At 42.6% G+C, this 13,358-nt stretch carries 12 protein-coding genes; 4 read left to right on the top strand and 8 right to left on the bottom strand.

All coding sequences use genetic code 11. The features are described from left to right. Positions 1-21: 21 nt before the first annotated feature. The gene (clpA, locus tag BP27_RS0102675; protein ID WP_027850232.1) at positions 22-2,304 is read left to right on the top strand and encodes an ATP-dependent Clp protease ATP-binding subunit ClpA; all 2,283 of its coding nucleotides are present in this window, start codon (positions 22-24) and stop codon (positions 2,302-2,304) included. A gap of 129 nt (positions 2,305-2,433) precedes the next feature. On the opposite strand, the gene infA is transcribed toward clpA, so the two are convergent. The 3 genes from infA to aat form a co-directional block, all read right to left on the bottom strand. Next, positions 2,434-2,652 (bottom strand): translation initiation factor IF-1, encoded by a 219-nt coding sequence (gene infA, locus BP27_RS0102670; RefSeq protein WP_027849523.1) that lies wholly within the window; start codon positions 2,650-2,652, stop codon positions 2,434-2,436. A 91-nt stretch (positions 2,653-2,743) separates the two neighbouring features. Beyond that, positions 2,744-3,472 carry an arginyltransferase gene (locus BP27_RS0102665; protein ID WP_027850231.1) on the bottom strand — a complete coding sequence of 243 codons (729 nt, stop codon included), beginning with the start codon at positions 3,470-3,472 and terminating at the stop codon, positions 2,744-2,746. After that, positions 3,469-4,143, bottom strand: coding sequence for a leucyl/phenylalanyl-tRNA--protein transferase (aat, locus tag BP27_RS14955; RefSeq protein ID WP_036239187.1), 675 nt, complete (start codon positions 4,141-4,143; stop codon positions 3,469-3,471). Before aat ends, BP27_RS0102665 begins: the two co-directional genes overlap by 4 nt. Positions 4,144-4,251: 108 nt before the next feature. Between aat and BP27_RS0102655 the strand changes: the two genes are divergently transcribed. Genes BP27_RS0102655 through BP27_RS0102645 form a run of 3 tightly spaced genes read left to right on the top strand, consistent with a single transcriptional unit; the run spans position 4,252 to position 8,562 of the window. Beyond that, positions 4,252-6,576, top strand: a complete 2,325-nt coding sequence (locus BP27_RS0102655; RefSeq protein ID WP_027850230.1) for a DNA translocase FtsK — start codon at positions 4,252-4,254, stop codon at positions 6,574-6,576. Positions 6,577-6,589: 13 nt separating this feature from the next. Next, a complete protein-coding gene (lolA, locus tag BP27_RS0102650; protein ID WP_051610185.1) occupies positions 6,590-7,222 on the top strand; it encodes an outer membrane lipoprotein periplasmic chaperone LolA in 633 nt (210 codons plus the stop codon). A 2-nt stretch (positions 7,223-7,224) separates the two neighbouring features. Continuing rightward, positions 7,225-8,562, top strand: a complete 1,338-nt coding sequence (locus tag BP27_RS0102645; protein ID WP_027850228.1) for a replication-associated recombination protein A — start codon at positions 7,225-7,227, stop codon at positions 8,560-8,562. A 92-nt stretch (positions 8,563-8,654) separates the two neighbouring features. On the opposite strand, the gene BP27_RS0102640 is transcribed toward BP27_RS0102645, so the two are convergent. The 5 genes from BP27_RS0102640 to pilB form a co-directional block, all read right to left on the bottom strand. Then, positions 8,655-9,068, bottom strand: a complete 414-nt coding sequence (locus BP27_RS0102640) for a type II toxin-antitoxin system HicB family antitoxin (protein ID WP_027850227.1) — start codon at positions 9,066-9,068, stop codon at positions 8,655-8,657. Between the two features lie 111 nt (positions 9,069-9,179). Continuing rightward, a complete protein-coding gene (locus BP27_RS0102635; protein WP_245597805.1) occupies positions 9,180-9,344 on the bottom strand; it encodes a type II toxin-antitoxin system HicA family toxin in 165 nt (54 codons plus the stop codon). Positions 9,345-9,505: 161 nt separating this feature from the next. Next, the gene (locus BP27_RS0102630; RefSeq protein ID WP_051610184.1) at positions 9,506-10,372 is read right to left on the bottom strand and encodes a prepilin peptidase; all 867 of its coding nucleotides are present in this window, start codon (positions 10,370-10,372) and stop codon (positions 9,506-9,508) included. Next, the gene (locus BP27_RS0102625; protein WP_027850224.1) at positions 10,369-11,586 is read right to left on the bottom strand and encodes a type II secretion system F family protein; all 1,218 of its coding nucleotides are present in this window, start codon (positions 11,584-11,586) and stop codon (positions 10,369-10,371) included. Before BP27_RS0102625 ends, BP27_RS0102630 begins: the two co-directional genes overlap by 4 nt. Before the next feature lie 38 nt (positions 11,587-11,624). Then, the gene (pilB, locus tag BP27_RS0102620; protein WP_211251272.1) at positions 11,625-13,337 is read right to left on the bottom strand and encodes a type IV-A pilus assembly ATPase PilB; all 1,713 of its coding nucleotides are present in this window, start codon (positions 13,335-13,337) and stop codon (positions 11,625-11,627) included. Positions 13,338-13,358 lie beyond the last annotated feature (21 nt).

Raw genomic sequence — 13,358 nt, 5'->3', positions numbered from 1 at the left:
CGGGTAAGTGAGGGTAGGCGCATGCTTAGCAAAGATCTAGAACATACGCTGAATGAGGCGTTCACCCTGGCAAGGCGACAACGCCATGAATTCATGACAGTAGAGCATTTATTGCTGTCTTTGTTAGATAACAGGTCTGCAGCCCAAGTATTAAAGGCTTGCGGTACAGACCTAGGTAGTATTCGTAAAGAATTAAACGACTTTATTGAAGCTACCACTCCAGTTATTCCTGATGATAACGTGGAGCGAGAAACTCAACCCACTTTAGGTTTTCAGCGAGTGCTGCAAAGGGCTGTATTCCATGTGCAGTCTTCAGGTAAAAATGAAGTAACCGGTGCGAATGTTTTGGTTGCTATTTTTAGCGAGCAAGAAAGCCAAGCCGTTTATATTCTAAAACAGCAAGATGTCGCCAGAGTTGATGTGGTTAACTTTATTTCCCATGGAATATCAAAAGTTGCCGATGACTCAGAGCAGGCAGGCGATGTGTTTGGTCAAGAGCAAGAAGAAGCAGAAGCGGTTAATAGTAATCATCCTCTGCATAGTTTTGCGACCAACCTAAATGCTCAAGCTGAAGCAGGTAAAATAGACCCGCTTATTGGTCGTGACCAAGAAATAGAGCGAGTAGTACAAGTTTTAGCCAGAAGGCGTAAAAATAACCCACTGCTTGTTGGTGAAGCAGGCGTAGGTAAAACAGCAGTTGCAGAAGGTTTAGCCAAACGTATTGTGGATGGTGAAGTGCCAGAAGTCATCGCCGATGCCATTGTTTATTCATTAGACTTAGGTGCTTTGTTAGCAGGCACTAAATACCGTGGTGACTTCGAAAAACGCTTAAAAGCCTTGCTCAATGAGTTGAAAAAAGAAGACCACTCAATTCTATTTATCGACGAAATTCATACCATTATTGGTGCAGGTGCAGCGTCAGGTGGTGTAATGGATGCTTCTAACCTACTGAAACCTATGCTTTCTAATGGTGACTTACGTTGCATAGGTTCAACCACCTTCCAAGAGTTTCGTGGCATTTTTGAAAAAGACCGTGCCTTGGCACGTCGTTTCCAAAAAATTGATGTGCTTGAACCTAGCGTAGAGGACACCATTGCGATTCTTAAAGGTTTAAAAAGCCGCTTTGAAGAACACCACAAATTACGCTATGACGATCATGCATTAGAAACCGCCGCACGTTTAGCAGAACGCTACATTAATGACCGCTACTTGCCAGACAAAGCCATAGATGTGGTAGATGAAGCCGGTGCTTATCAGCAGCTGTTAGCTGAAGAAGACCGAGTAGAAACGATAGGTAGTACAGAAATAGAAGCCATCGTTTCTAAAATTGCACGCATACCACCTAAAACAGTGTCTACCAACGACAAAGAAGTGCTGCGTAACGTGGAGCGCGACTTAAAAATGTTGGTCTTTGGGCAAGATGAAGGCATAGAAGCCTTAGCCAATGCCATTAAACTGTCACGGGCTGGGTTAAAGTCACCAGAAAAACCCATAGGAAGCTTCTTGTTTGCTGGCCCTACAGGCGTAGGTAAAACTGAAGTCACTAAACAGCTAGCACGTACATTAGGTATAGAGCTGGTACGCTTTGATATGTCTGAATACATGGAAAGGCACACGGTTTCTCGCTTAATTGGTGCGCCACCCGGTTATGTAGGTTTTGACCAAGGCGGCTTGCTAACCGAAGCAGTGACCAAAAACCCTCACTGTGTTTTATTGTTAGATGAAATAGAAAAAGCTCACCCAGAAGTCTTTAACTTGCTGTTGCAGGTTATGGACCATGGCTCGCTTACTGACAATAATGGCCGTAAAGCAGACTTCCGTAATGTTATTCTAGTAATGACAACTAACGCTGGTGCTGAAGCCACTAGTCGTCGCTCTATCGGTTTCCAAGAACAGGATCATGCAACTGACGGTATGGAAGCCATACGAAAAATGTTCACGCCAGAGTTTCGTAACCGTTTAGATACCACTATTCAGTTTAAAGCTTTAGATATAGAGGTGATCAAAAACGTAGTTGATAAGTTCTTGGTAGAGTTGCAAGCGCAGCTAGATGACAAGCGAGTCGTGCTAGAAGTCGACAAGAAAGCGCGCACTTGGTTAGCTAAAGAGGGTTACGATGAAGCTATGGGTGCCAGACCTATGGCACGCTTAATTCAAGAGCAAATTAAGAAGCCTATGGCTGAGGCAATTCTCTTTGGGGAACTGTCAGAAAAAGGCGGTACAGTGAAGGTAACTGCTAATAAGAAAGGCTTGCAGTTAAGCTTTGAGTCAGCCTTGGAAGAAACAGAAAAAGACGCAGTTTAAGCGTCTTATAGCTAGCGGGCAAAAGGAATTGCCCGCTATTTTTTTGCGCTAGTTATTTAGTTTAAATAAACAACTAAGCCGGCTTGTAGGCCGGTTAGCAAAATTAAGGCTTTGTACTTAAATGTGTACTTAGCGGGCGCGGTAAGTTATACGACCCTTGGTTAGGTCATAGGGTGACAACTCAACTTTAACTTTATCGCCAGTCAGAATACGAATATAGTTTTTACGCATTTTGCCAGAAATATGAGCAGTCAAAACATGGCCGTTTTCTAATTCAACACGGAACATGGTGTTAGGTAGGGTGTCGATAATAACACCTTCCATTTCAATATGATCTTCTTTTGCCATTCGGCATAAACCTCTAATATTTGAAAAAACCGCGTGCATTCTGCCTCATTTTTTAAGAAAGAGCAAAGGTAAGCGGATTCAGTAAGGAAATTCAGCTTTCAGGAAAAGCTTGCCATTGTTGCTCTTCTAGTATTTCCAAGGGCTGGTAGGCTTGTTTGTAATTCATTTTGCGGCAGTTTTTAATCCAGTAACCCAAGTATAAATAAGGAAGCCCTAGTTTTTTTACCTGCTCTAGCTGCCAGAGAACCGCAAAGACACCTAAGCTACGACGATTTTCTGTAGGGTCAAAAAAAGTATAAATGGCCGAAAGCCCATCCCTTAAGTTATCCACAGCAGCAACCGCAACCAGCCGTCCACTAGAGTCTCTAAACTCAACTAGGTTAGCCCAAGCATTGCCTACCAATAAAAAGCTACGAAACTGTTCTTCACTAGCTGGGTACATATCGCCATCTGCATGGCGGTGATTAATGTATTTTTCATAAAGTTGGTAGTGCTCGCTACTAAAAGTGGTGGGTAAAATTTTCCAACTAAGGTCTTGGTTACGCTTTAGCGTTCTCTGCTGTTGTCGTGAAGGTGTAAATTCAGCCACTTTGACTCTAACAGACTTGCAGGCGTTGCAAGTATCACAGTGGGGTCGGTAAAGGTGTTTACCGCTGCGACGAAAGCCGACTTGAGTCAGCGCATCATAAACTTCAGCGGTGACCGGTTGCTGAGGGTCTAAAAAGAGAGTGGTTGCTTCTTCGTCTTCTAAATAACTGCAGGCATGTGGCAGGGTTTGGTAAAAACGTAAGGTAAAACTTTGTGGATTAGGCTTGTTCATAAAAAACTGACCTCAGCACGACTGGCTTTAGCCAAGGTGTGTAAAAAAAGTTCACGGCTTATTTCTTTAGCACCTAAGCTGGCCAAGTGGTTTGAGTAAACTTGGCAATCAATTAAACTAAAACCTTGTTGCTTTAAGTGCCAGCTCAGTTCAACTAAGGCTACCTTAGAGGCATCACTTACATGACTAAACATAGATTCACCAAAAAACATTCCACCCAAGGCTAAGCCATACAAACCACCCACTAGGTGACCCTGTTGCCAAACTTCAACTGAGTGGGCATAACCCTGCTGATGAAGCTGCGTATAAGCTGTTTGCATCTCAGAGGTTATCCAAGTACCGCTGGTGGCTTGACGCGAAATAGCGCACTGGTTTATCACCTCTGCAAAACAGGTATCAAAACTTAATTGAAATTCTTGGCGCTTTAAACGCTTATTCAAGCTGCGGCTAATTCTTATTTCTTCAGGATAGAGTACCATGCGCGGTGCAGGTGACCACCAAAGTGGCGGCTCTCCTTCATTAAACCAAGGGAAAATTCCCTGCTGATAAGCCAGTAAAAGGCGTTCTGCAGATAGATCTCCACCAAAAGCAAGCAAGCCATTAGGCTCTTGCAAAGCAAGATTCGGAGAAGGAAACCAGAGTTCTTTGTCTAGTTGCCAGATTTCAAGCATGTATGAGCCTGCTAGCTGTTATATAATAGAGACAAACCAAGTCATTAAACACTACCCCTATCATAAGGCTTCAGCCAACTCGGCAACAAGCCGTAGGTATTTTAAACTATGTCCGAGCAACTCAATCTTTCTGATAAGTTAAGAAAAGCGTTAAAAGAAACAGCGATTCTTTTATTATTACTTATCTCACTTATGCTACTTATAGCGCTCTTTAGCTTTAATCCTAATGACCCAGGTTGGAATGGAGCGACCCAAGAAATACCTAGCAATTTAATGGGCTTATTTGGCTCTTGGTTGGCAGACTTACTGTTTTCTTTAACGGGTATTGCTGCTTGGTTATTTCCTTTAGCCCTGGTGCATTTATCTATTCAGCTAGTTCGCCGCCCTTGGGAAAAAGCTGGCTGGGACCCCTACATACCATCACTTAGATTTTTTGGTTTTGTTTTGTTATTAATTGGTGTGTCGGCCAGTGCAGCAGGACATGCCCTTGCTGCCCACCTTCCTTATGGTGCTGGTGGTATTCTTGGTGAAAGTTTAGCTAATTTAATTAACCCTGTTTTAGGCCATTTAGGTGCAAGCCTTATTTTTATTAGTGGTGTGGTTGCTGGTTTATCTCTTATCACTGGCTGGTCTTGGCTGGTTGTTATGGATGAAATCGGTAATATATTGCTAAGGCTGGTTAAAGTAATCAGCTCAAAACTCAGTAAGCCAAAAATTTCATTTAAGTGGTTACCCAACCTAAAAGAACGCTTACCTAGCTTACCTTCGCCTACTTCCCAACCAAAAAGTTCAGAAATAGCTAAGGAAGAACCACGCTTAGGTGACTTAACTTCTGGTGAAGGTACGCCTGAAATAGAAAAGACCAGTTTTGAAACAGAAGAAAAAACTCCCAAGTTAATGACTCTGCAAGACCTTCAGCCAGAAGGGAATAAACAGGATGCAGCCAGCCTAGTAGGAGAAAAGCCCGGCTTAGAGCTCTTAGATGAACCACAAGCACAACAGGTTGGTTTCACTAGTTCAGAATTAGAAGATTTGGCTGCTTTAATACAACAAAATTTAAAAGATTATGGTGTGAAAGCAGAAGTGGTTGGTCTTCACCCTGGTCCAGTTATTACCCAGTTTGAGCTTGAGCTAGCCGCAGGGGTTAAATCGTCGCGTGTTGCTGGTCTAGCCCTAGATTTAGCACGTGCTTTAAAAGTAACCAGCATTCGTGTTGTGGAAGTGATTGCGGGTCAATCCACTATAGGTATAGAAATACCTAATAAGAAAAGGGCACTTATTTATTTAAAAGAAGTATTAGATTACCCTGTTTTTTTAGAAGATAAGCATCCCTTGCCCCTTGCATTAGGCCAGGATATTGCTGGTAATCCTCTGGTGGTTAACCTAGCTAAAATGCCTCACCTCTTGGTTGCAGGTACAACCGGTTCGGGTAAGTCAGTGGGTGTGAATGCCATGATCTTATCAATGTTATTGCAGCGTAGCCCTGAAGAACTCCGCTTAATAATGATTGATCCCAAAATGCTTGAACTATCAGTTTATGAAGGCATTCCACACCTGTTAGCACCTGTAGTGACCGATATGAAAGAGGCGGCTAACTCCCTGCGTTGGTGTGTGGCAGAAATGGAAAGGCGTTATCAGCTAATGTCGGCTATGGGTGTGCGTAACCTAGTGGGTTATAACCAAAAATTAGCTGAGGCCGCGAAACAGGGCGCACAGGTTGTTGATCCAATTAAAGAAGTATTGCCAGGTGAGCAGCCAACCTACCTAGAGCAATTACCCTATGTGGTGGTGGTGATAGACGAATTTGCCGATATGATGATGCTGGTTGGTAAAAAAGTTGAAGAGCTAATTGCTCGTTTAGCTCAAAAAGCTAGAGCTGCAGGTATTCATTTAATCTTAGCAACCCAACGCCCTTCGGTTGATGTTATCACTGGTTTAATTAAAGCCAATATTCCTACTCGTATTGGCTTCCAGGTTTCCAGTAAAATTGACTCGCGTACTATTCTTGATCAAAGTGGCGCGGAGCAACTGCTAGGTAATGGTGATCTGCTCTATATGCCAACGGGTGCACCTCAGCCAATTCGTGTACACGGTGCTTTTGTATCTGATGATGAAGTTCACCGAGTTGTAGAAAACTGGAAACTGCGTGGTGAACCCGATTACGAAGATGCAATTTTGAATGGCAAAGTGGATGCTCAGGCCTTAGCAGGTTTAGAAGCAGAGGGAACCGAAGGTTCAGCAGAACAGGATGAATTATACGATGAAGCCGTTGCCTTTGTTATTGAAAGTCGTAGGGCCTCAGCTTCTGCCATACAAAGACGTTTTAAAGTAGGTTATAACCGTGCTGCTGGTCTAATTGAAGGTATGGAGCAAGCAGGTTTGGTTTCTCCTTTACAATCTAATGGGCAACGTGAACTACTACTTCCCGAATAAAAAAGGAACAACTGTGTTTAAAAAAAGTATGTTAAAAAAAATAAGCTTAATGTTAGTTTTGCTTGCTTTTACAAGTTTAGCTTTGGCAGAGTCAGCAGCAGAAAAGTTGCAAGGCTACTTAAAACAGATGCAAACCCTAGAGGGTAGTTTTGAACAGTTAACAGTTGATGGACGTGGTCAACGAATGCAAGAAGCTCAAGGCACCCTGCTCTTAGCCAAACCAGGTCGTTTTTATTGGAGCACTGAGCAACCCTTTCCACAGGTTTTAATTTCAAATGGAGCTACCCTTTGGGTTTATGATCCAGACTTAGAACAGGTCACTATTCAAACCCTAGATAAACAGGCAACCCAAAGCCCAGCCATTATTTTAGCGGGTGAAGCCAAAGACTTAACTCAGCATTTTGCAATCGATTTTAGTGTGACAGGGAAGCGTGTAGTTTTTAACTTAATTCCACTAGAGGCAGACAGCCTATTTGAAGAGCTAAGCCTGCACTTTGTTGATGAGCGTATTAACGCCCTACAATTAAAAGATAGCCTAGGACAAAAAACACGTGTGGACTTAAGTATCAGCAAGTTTAATCAACCAATTGATAAGCAGTTATTTGAATTTGAAGTGCCAGCCAATGTGGACGTTATTCAGGAATAACCATGGCTGATGATCTGTTTAATAATGAATCACTAGCAGAACCTAGTCTCGCTTGGCAGCCTCTAGCTGCCAGAATGCGACCACGCCAGCTAGATGAATACTTAGGGCAAGATCACCTACTAGGTAAAGATAAATCGCTACGCCAAGCCTTAGAAGCTGGGCAACTGCATTCAATGATTTTATGGGGGCCACCCGGTGTAGGCAAAACCACCTTAGCAAGGCTGTTAGCTGAACTGGGTGGGCTTAGTTTTACCAGTCTTTCAGCAGTGATGAGTGGCGTTAAAGAAATACGTGAGGCGGTAAGTGAAGCACAAGAAAAACGTCAATTGAATGGCCAGCCAACCTTGTTGTTTGTTGATGAAGTACACCGTTTTAATAAATCACAACAAGATGCTTTTTTGCCCTACATAGAAGACGGCACCTTTATTTTTATTGGTGCTACCACTGAAAACCCTTCGTTTGAATTAAATTCAGCCTTGTTATCCCGTGCCCGAGTCTATGTCTTAAAACCCATTGCTACAGAAGTATTAGAAGAACTATTAGAAACAGCTTTAAATGATGCTCAGCGGGGCTTAGGCAAAGAGCATTTAACCGTCTCAGAAAATAGCCTAGCACTCTTGGCTGCAGCTGCAGATGGTGATGCCCGCAGAGCACTTAACTTTTTAGAAATAGCCGCAGATTTAGCCACCGAAGGCGTGATTAGTTCAGCCACGGTTGCTGAAGTGGTACAAGAAAGCCTGAGGCGTTTTGATAAAGGCGGCGAGCAGTTTTACGATCAAATTTCAGCCTTGCATAAATCAGTTAGAGGCTCAGCGCCCGATGCTGCACTTTACTGGTTTTGTAGAATGCTCGATGGCGGTTGTGATCCTCTGTATATAGCCAGACGTGTGGTTAGAATGGCCAGTGAAGATATTGGCAATGCTGACCCCAGAGGGGTGCAGCTAGCCCTAAATGCTTGGGATGTGCAAACCCGCTTAGGTAGCCCAGAAGGTGAACTTGCCATTGCTCATGCGATTACATTTTTAGCAGTAGCAGCTAAATCGAATGCGGTTTACACAGCTTATAATGCCGCCATGCAAACCGTTAAAAGCACCCCTAGCTATGAAGTGCCTGTTCATTTAAGAAATGCGCCCACTGAACTCATGTCTGACTTAGGTTATGGCCAAGCTTATCGCTACGCCCACGATGAACCCCAAGGTTATGTAGCGGGTGAAGTTTACCTACCTAAGCAACTAGCAGACACTAGCTTTTACCAGCCAGTAGAAAGAGGGCTAGAAATAAAGATAGCCGAAAAAATGCGCTATTTAAGGCAGCTAGATGGTCAAGCCGGTAAAAAATAATCTTAAGTGTTTTATTAAGAAGTTAGGGTTGTTTGATTTGAGAAATAGAGTTTAAGTAAAGCTAGCCTATTAACTTTCTTGGACTCAACTTGCTAGTTACTGATGGCTGTTAATTCATCTAAGGCAGCTTTTGCTAAAAAACCAGATCGACTCACATAGTGGGGATTTCTAGATACGGTATCGTCAATTTGTTTAATTAGTCTGTCGGGTAGGGTCACATTAATTTTTTGAGACTTACCCAAGTAGGGTGTTATATCAAAATCAATAACTGCCCAAATGCAATCTTGATATTCTGGCTTCTTTCTATGCTCTTCAATGCTGGTTGGCTGAGGTAAAGAGTCTCCTTCTTCAAAAAGAAAGTCCATATAACCTGCCAAAGCTTCATGTGCATTGCTAATAGCTTCTTCAAGCGTATCACCAGCGGAAATGCATCCTGGAAGGTCAGGAAATAATACCCCATAAGCTTGAGACTCATTACCCGCTTCTATTGCTATAGTAAATTTCATCTTTTTACACTCGTATTGGTGTGATTATCCACTTTATTAGCTAGGTTTTATATTTAACTTACCAGTAGACACTGGACTTTAGTTGCTTATATTTAGCTTTTAGTTGCTAGGCTACCTAACTTTAAGTTGAGCTTGATTCAAAATTGATTGGGTCGTTTTTTTAGGCAGGTCTTTTTTTGGGTGAGGAACCGTGACTTTGCCCGTCTTTGTTGTGTGCTTAAAGTAGTGATGCGAACCTCTTACTCCAACCAAATACCAGCCATCAGCTTCAAGCATTTTTATTAATGCCGAACTTTTCAAAATTACCTCCATGTTTGAATCCTGGGGTTATAGTAACCCTTCGGTCTTTTTACTGTCAATAAAGCAATAACTTTGACAAGTCTATTGAGTAAAATTAAACACAGAACAAGCGTAGTAAGCCGAACTTGATTAGTAACCTAAAACGCCCAGCGGGTTATTTCTAACCAAGCAGCTAACCCCAACCAAGCGGCTAACTCTTTGCCGCCAATTAGTAAAACTAAACAACCCACCACTAGGTGCGGACCAAAGGGTAAAGCTTGGCCTTGCCATTTTGCATTAAGTTTTAAAATTAAGGCGGCGATTAAACCTGAAGCAGAGGCCAATAAAACCACGGGAACTAAAGCTGGCGCACCTAACCAAGCACCCATAGCGGCTAGTAGCTTAAAATCGCCATAGCCCATGCCTTCACGCCCAGTTAATAGCTTAAACACCCAGAACAAACTCCACAGCGATAAATAGCCCAGCAAAGCACCCAAAAAAACTTGGTCAAACATAGTGCTAGAAGAAAATAGCCAGTGCCAAATTAGTCCCGCCCAAACTAAGGGAAGGGTGATTTTATCGGGTAGTAACTGGGTTTGGGCGTCTATCACTGCCAAGGCTAAAAGGCTTAAAGCAAAACCTAAATACACCAAACTGCTTAAACCAGCACCAAAGCGCCAAGCAATTAACAAAGCCAAAATACCACCGATCAGTTCCACCAGTGGGTACTGCAGTGAAATACGTTTTTTACACTGAGTGCATTTGCCTTGCTGAATTAACCAACTAACTAAGGGAAGGTTATGCCGCCAGTTTAAAGGCGTTTTACACTTGGGGCAGTGAGAAGCAGGCCAGCTCAGTGAAACTTCAGGAATACCAGCCTCACCCCATTCACGGCGTAATATTAAAGGTAAGCGGTAAATCACCACATTAATAAAGCTGGCAACTACTAGCCCTAGCAGGGTAATAAAAACTAACCACAGGCTGTTAGGCCAAAGGTTAAAGTTAAGTAGTTGATCCAGGTTCACAGAATATCGCCCATTTGGAAAATAGGTAGATACATGGCAATAACTAAGCTACCCACAATAACCCCTAGTACCACTATAACCATGGGTTCTAAAAGGCTAGTCATACTGTCGACCATAGCTTCCACTTCTTCTTCATAAAAGTCTGCCACTTTTGAAAGCATGGTATCTAAAGCACCTGACTCTTCACCTATGCCCACCATTTGGTTAACCATCGCTGGAAAAAGCTGTCCATTACGCATAGCAAAATTTAGCTGTTGACCAGTAGAAACATCTTCTCGAATTTGTAAAACATGCTTGCTGTAGACTAAATTACCCGATGAATTACCTGCAGCTTCTAAAGCATCTACCAGCGTAACCCCAGCAGAAAATGAGGTTGCTAGGGTGCGGGAAAAACGCGCCACAGCAGACTTATGCAGCAGCTCGCCAATCACAGGAATTTTTAAGGTAAAACGGCTCATGCGTAAATCAAAAGCAGGCGAGCGTTTACGCATCACTATAAGCAGGTAAATGCCGGCTATTAGCGCGCCAAATACTAGGTACCACCATTCCTGCATAAAGCGGGACATATTAACCACTAGCTGAGTAAATGCAGGTAGCTCTGCACCAAAACCAGCAAACATTTTTTCAAACTCAGGTACGACTTTAATCAGCAATAAAGCAGAAACCCCCATACCGATTAACAATACAAACACTGGGTAATAAAGGGCTTTTTTAATTTTATTCTTTAGGGTTTCCATGCGTTCTTTATAAATGGCAACTCGCTCTAGCATGGTTTCTAAAGTACCTGAGTTTTCACCTGCTTCTACCAGGCTGCAAAAGAGGTCATCAAATACTTTAGGGTGACGACGCAGTGCCTGAGCGACAGGCGTGCCTGCAGAAACCTGGTCGCGTAAGTCTATCAGTAAGTTACGCATACTGGCTTTCGTTTGGCCTTCAATAGTGATTGAAAAAGCTTGAACGACAGGTACACCTGCTTTAATCATGGTGGCAAGTTGACGAGAAAAAAGCGTGATATCGCGTGCGGTTATCTTGTTACCAAAGCTAAGACTTAAAGAGGATTTTTTTCTAACCCGTTTAGGATTAATGCCTTGCTCTCTTAATTTTGCACGTACAAAATTAATGTCTTCAGCTTCCATAACGCCTTTAACTTTTTGGCGTCTTGCATTAACGCCTTCCCAGTTAAAAGCATAAACTTTATTAACTTTCATTTTCATTGTTTAGCTATCTATTCCTTGGTTTTTATTCCTTGGTTTTATTCCATAGTCACACGGGTTAGCTCATCAATACTTAAAATACCAGCGAGCACCTTTTTTTGACCTGCTTTACGTAAATCGATAAAGCCTTCTTCACGGGCTTTTAAGTCTATTTCTCGAGCACTTGCCCCCTGCATAATTAAATCAGCTAAGGCATCGGTAATTTTTACAACTTCATAAATGCCGCTTCTACCCTTGTAGCCTGAAGTACACTGGCTACAACCTACCGCTTTATAAATAGTGTTGTTGCTCAGCTCTTCTTCTGTAAACCCTAGGTTGAGTAAAACCTGTTTAGGCGTATCGCAAGGCGCTTTACATTTCTCACAAAGTTTTCTGGCAAGGCGTTGAGCAATAATCAGCTGTAAAGAAGCAGCTAAGTTATAGGTAGGAATACCCATATTCATTAAGCGGTTAATGGTTGCGGATGCAGAGTTGGTATGTAAGGTGGAAAGCACTAGGTGACCTGTTTGTGCCGCTTTAATAGCAATTTCTGCGGTTTCTAAATCCCGAATTTCACCCACCATAACTACATCTGGGTCTTGGCGTAAAAAAGCACGCAAAGCCGAAGCAAAAGTTAAGCCCACCTTAGCGTTAACATTCACCTGGTTAATGCCTTCCATATTAATTTCTACAGGGTCTTCTGCGCTAGAGATATTGCGTTCAGTGGTGTTTAAAATATTTAACCCAGTATAAAGGCTAACAGTTTTACCACTACCAGTTGGCCCGGTAACAAGAATCATGCCTTGAGGTTTAGCTAAAGCTTGCTCATAAAGTTCACGCTGGTCTGCATCAAAGCCTAGCTGCTCAATACCTAGTTTGGCGCTACTGGCATCTAGAATACGCAATACCAACTTTTCACCCCAGAGAGTTGGCAGAGTGTTAACACGAAAGTCTAGGCTACGCGTTTTAGAAATTTTTAGTTTGATACTGCCATCTTGTGGTATGCGACGTTCAGAAATATTCATTCGCGCCATTACCTTAATGCGTGCCGCAAGCCGACCTCGTAAAGAAAGAGGTGGGCGAGTGACTTCATGCAAAATACCATCAATACGGCTACGAATACGGTAGCTATGCTCAAAGGGTTCAAAGTGAATATCGGATGCACCCTTACGAACCGCATCTAATAAAATTTTATTTACAAACTTAACAATGGGCGCATCATCTTGGCTGCCATCGAAGGAAAGGTTGTCATCTTCTACAGGGGTGTTGTCTACTTCTAGCGCTTCAAGTTCAGCGTTATCTAAATCGCCCAACGCGCCTATATCTGTCTCTAAAGATGCTTCTAAAGCTTGGTGTAGTTTTTCTTCAGAAACAATAATGGGGTTAATAATTAACCCCGTTTGAAACTGTATTTCATCTATGGCGGCAAGATTGGTGGGTGTAGACAAAGCCAGGTTAAGAATGTTTTCTCTTTGTAATAAAGGCAGTGCTTGGTGTTTACGCAGCAGTTGTTCATCGACTATTTTTTTGGGCAAATAGCGACTGTCGAAGGTATCTAAGTCTAAGTAGGGTAAACCAAACTCTTCTGCAACTAGGTAGGCTAATAAATCACTGTCTATTCGGCCTGTAGAGCTTAAATAGTGAATGTAAGCAAGGTTTTTTTGTTTAGCGTCTGCCTGAGCAGATAAGGCTTCATGCTCGTCCAATAACCCTTCACGTATTAAGCGTCTAGATAACGAACTTAGAAGGTTAGCGTTAGTTGTATCCACCATAAAATCAAATCCTTAGGTAAG

Origin of the sequence: Marinospirillum insulare DSM 21763 (assembly GCF_000686905.1) — a bacterium.
Classification (GTDB): domain Bacteria; phylum Pseudomonadota; class Gammaproteobacteria; order Pseudomonadales; family Halomonadaceae; genus Marinospirillum; species Marinospirillum insulare.
This window is presented reverse-complemented; position numbering and strand designations above follow the sequence as displayed.

Excerpts from the sequence above, each read along its gene's own strand:
- infA (WP_027849523.1), bottom strand. The coding sequence starts at position 2,652 with ATGGCAAAAGAAGATCATATTGAAATGGAAGGTGTTATTATCGACACC.
- BP27_RS0102655 (WP_027850230.1), top strand. The coding sequence starts at position 4,252 with ATGTCCGAGCAACTCAATCTTTCTGATAAGTTAAGAAAAGCGTTAAAA.
- aat (WP_036239187.1), bottom strand. The coding sequence starts at position 4,143 with ATGCTTGAAATCTGGCAACTAGACAAAGAACTCTGGTTTCCTTCTCCG.
- clpA (WP_027850232.1), top strand. The coding sequence starts at position 22 with ATGCTTAGCAAAGATCTAGAACATACGCTGAATGAGGCGTTCACCCTG.
- BP27_RS0102645 (WP_027850228.1), top strand. The coding sequence starts at position 7,225 with ATGGCTGATGATCTGTTTAATAATGAATCACTAGCAGAACCTAGTCTC.
- BP27_RS0102665 (WP_027850231.1), bottom strand. The coding sequence starts at position 3,472 with ATGAACAAGCCTAATCCACAAAGTTTTACCTTACGTTTTTACCAAACC.
- BP27_RS0102635 (WP_245597805.1), bottom strand. The coding sequence starts at position 9,344 with ATGCTTGAAGCTGATGGCTGGTATTTGGTTGGAGTAAGAGGTTCGCAT.
- BP27_RS0102625 (WP_027850224.1), bottom strand. The coding sequence starts at position 11,586 with ATGAAAATGAAAGTTAATAAAGTTTATGCTTTTAACTGGGAAGGCGTT.
- pilB (WP_211251272.1), bottom strand. The coding sequence starts at position 13,337 with ATGGTGGATACAACTAACGCTAACCTTCTAAGTTCGTTATCTAGACGC.
- BP27_RS0102640 (WP_027850227.1), bottom strand. The coding sequence starts at position 9,068 with ATGAAATTTACTATAGCAATAGAAGCGGGTAATGAGTCTCAAGCTTAT.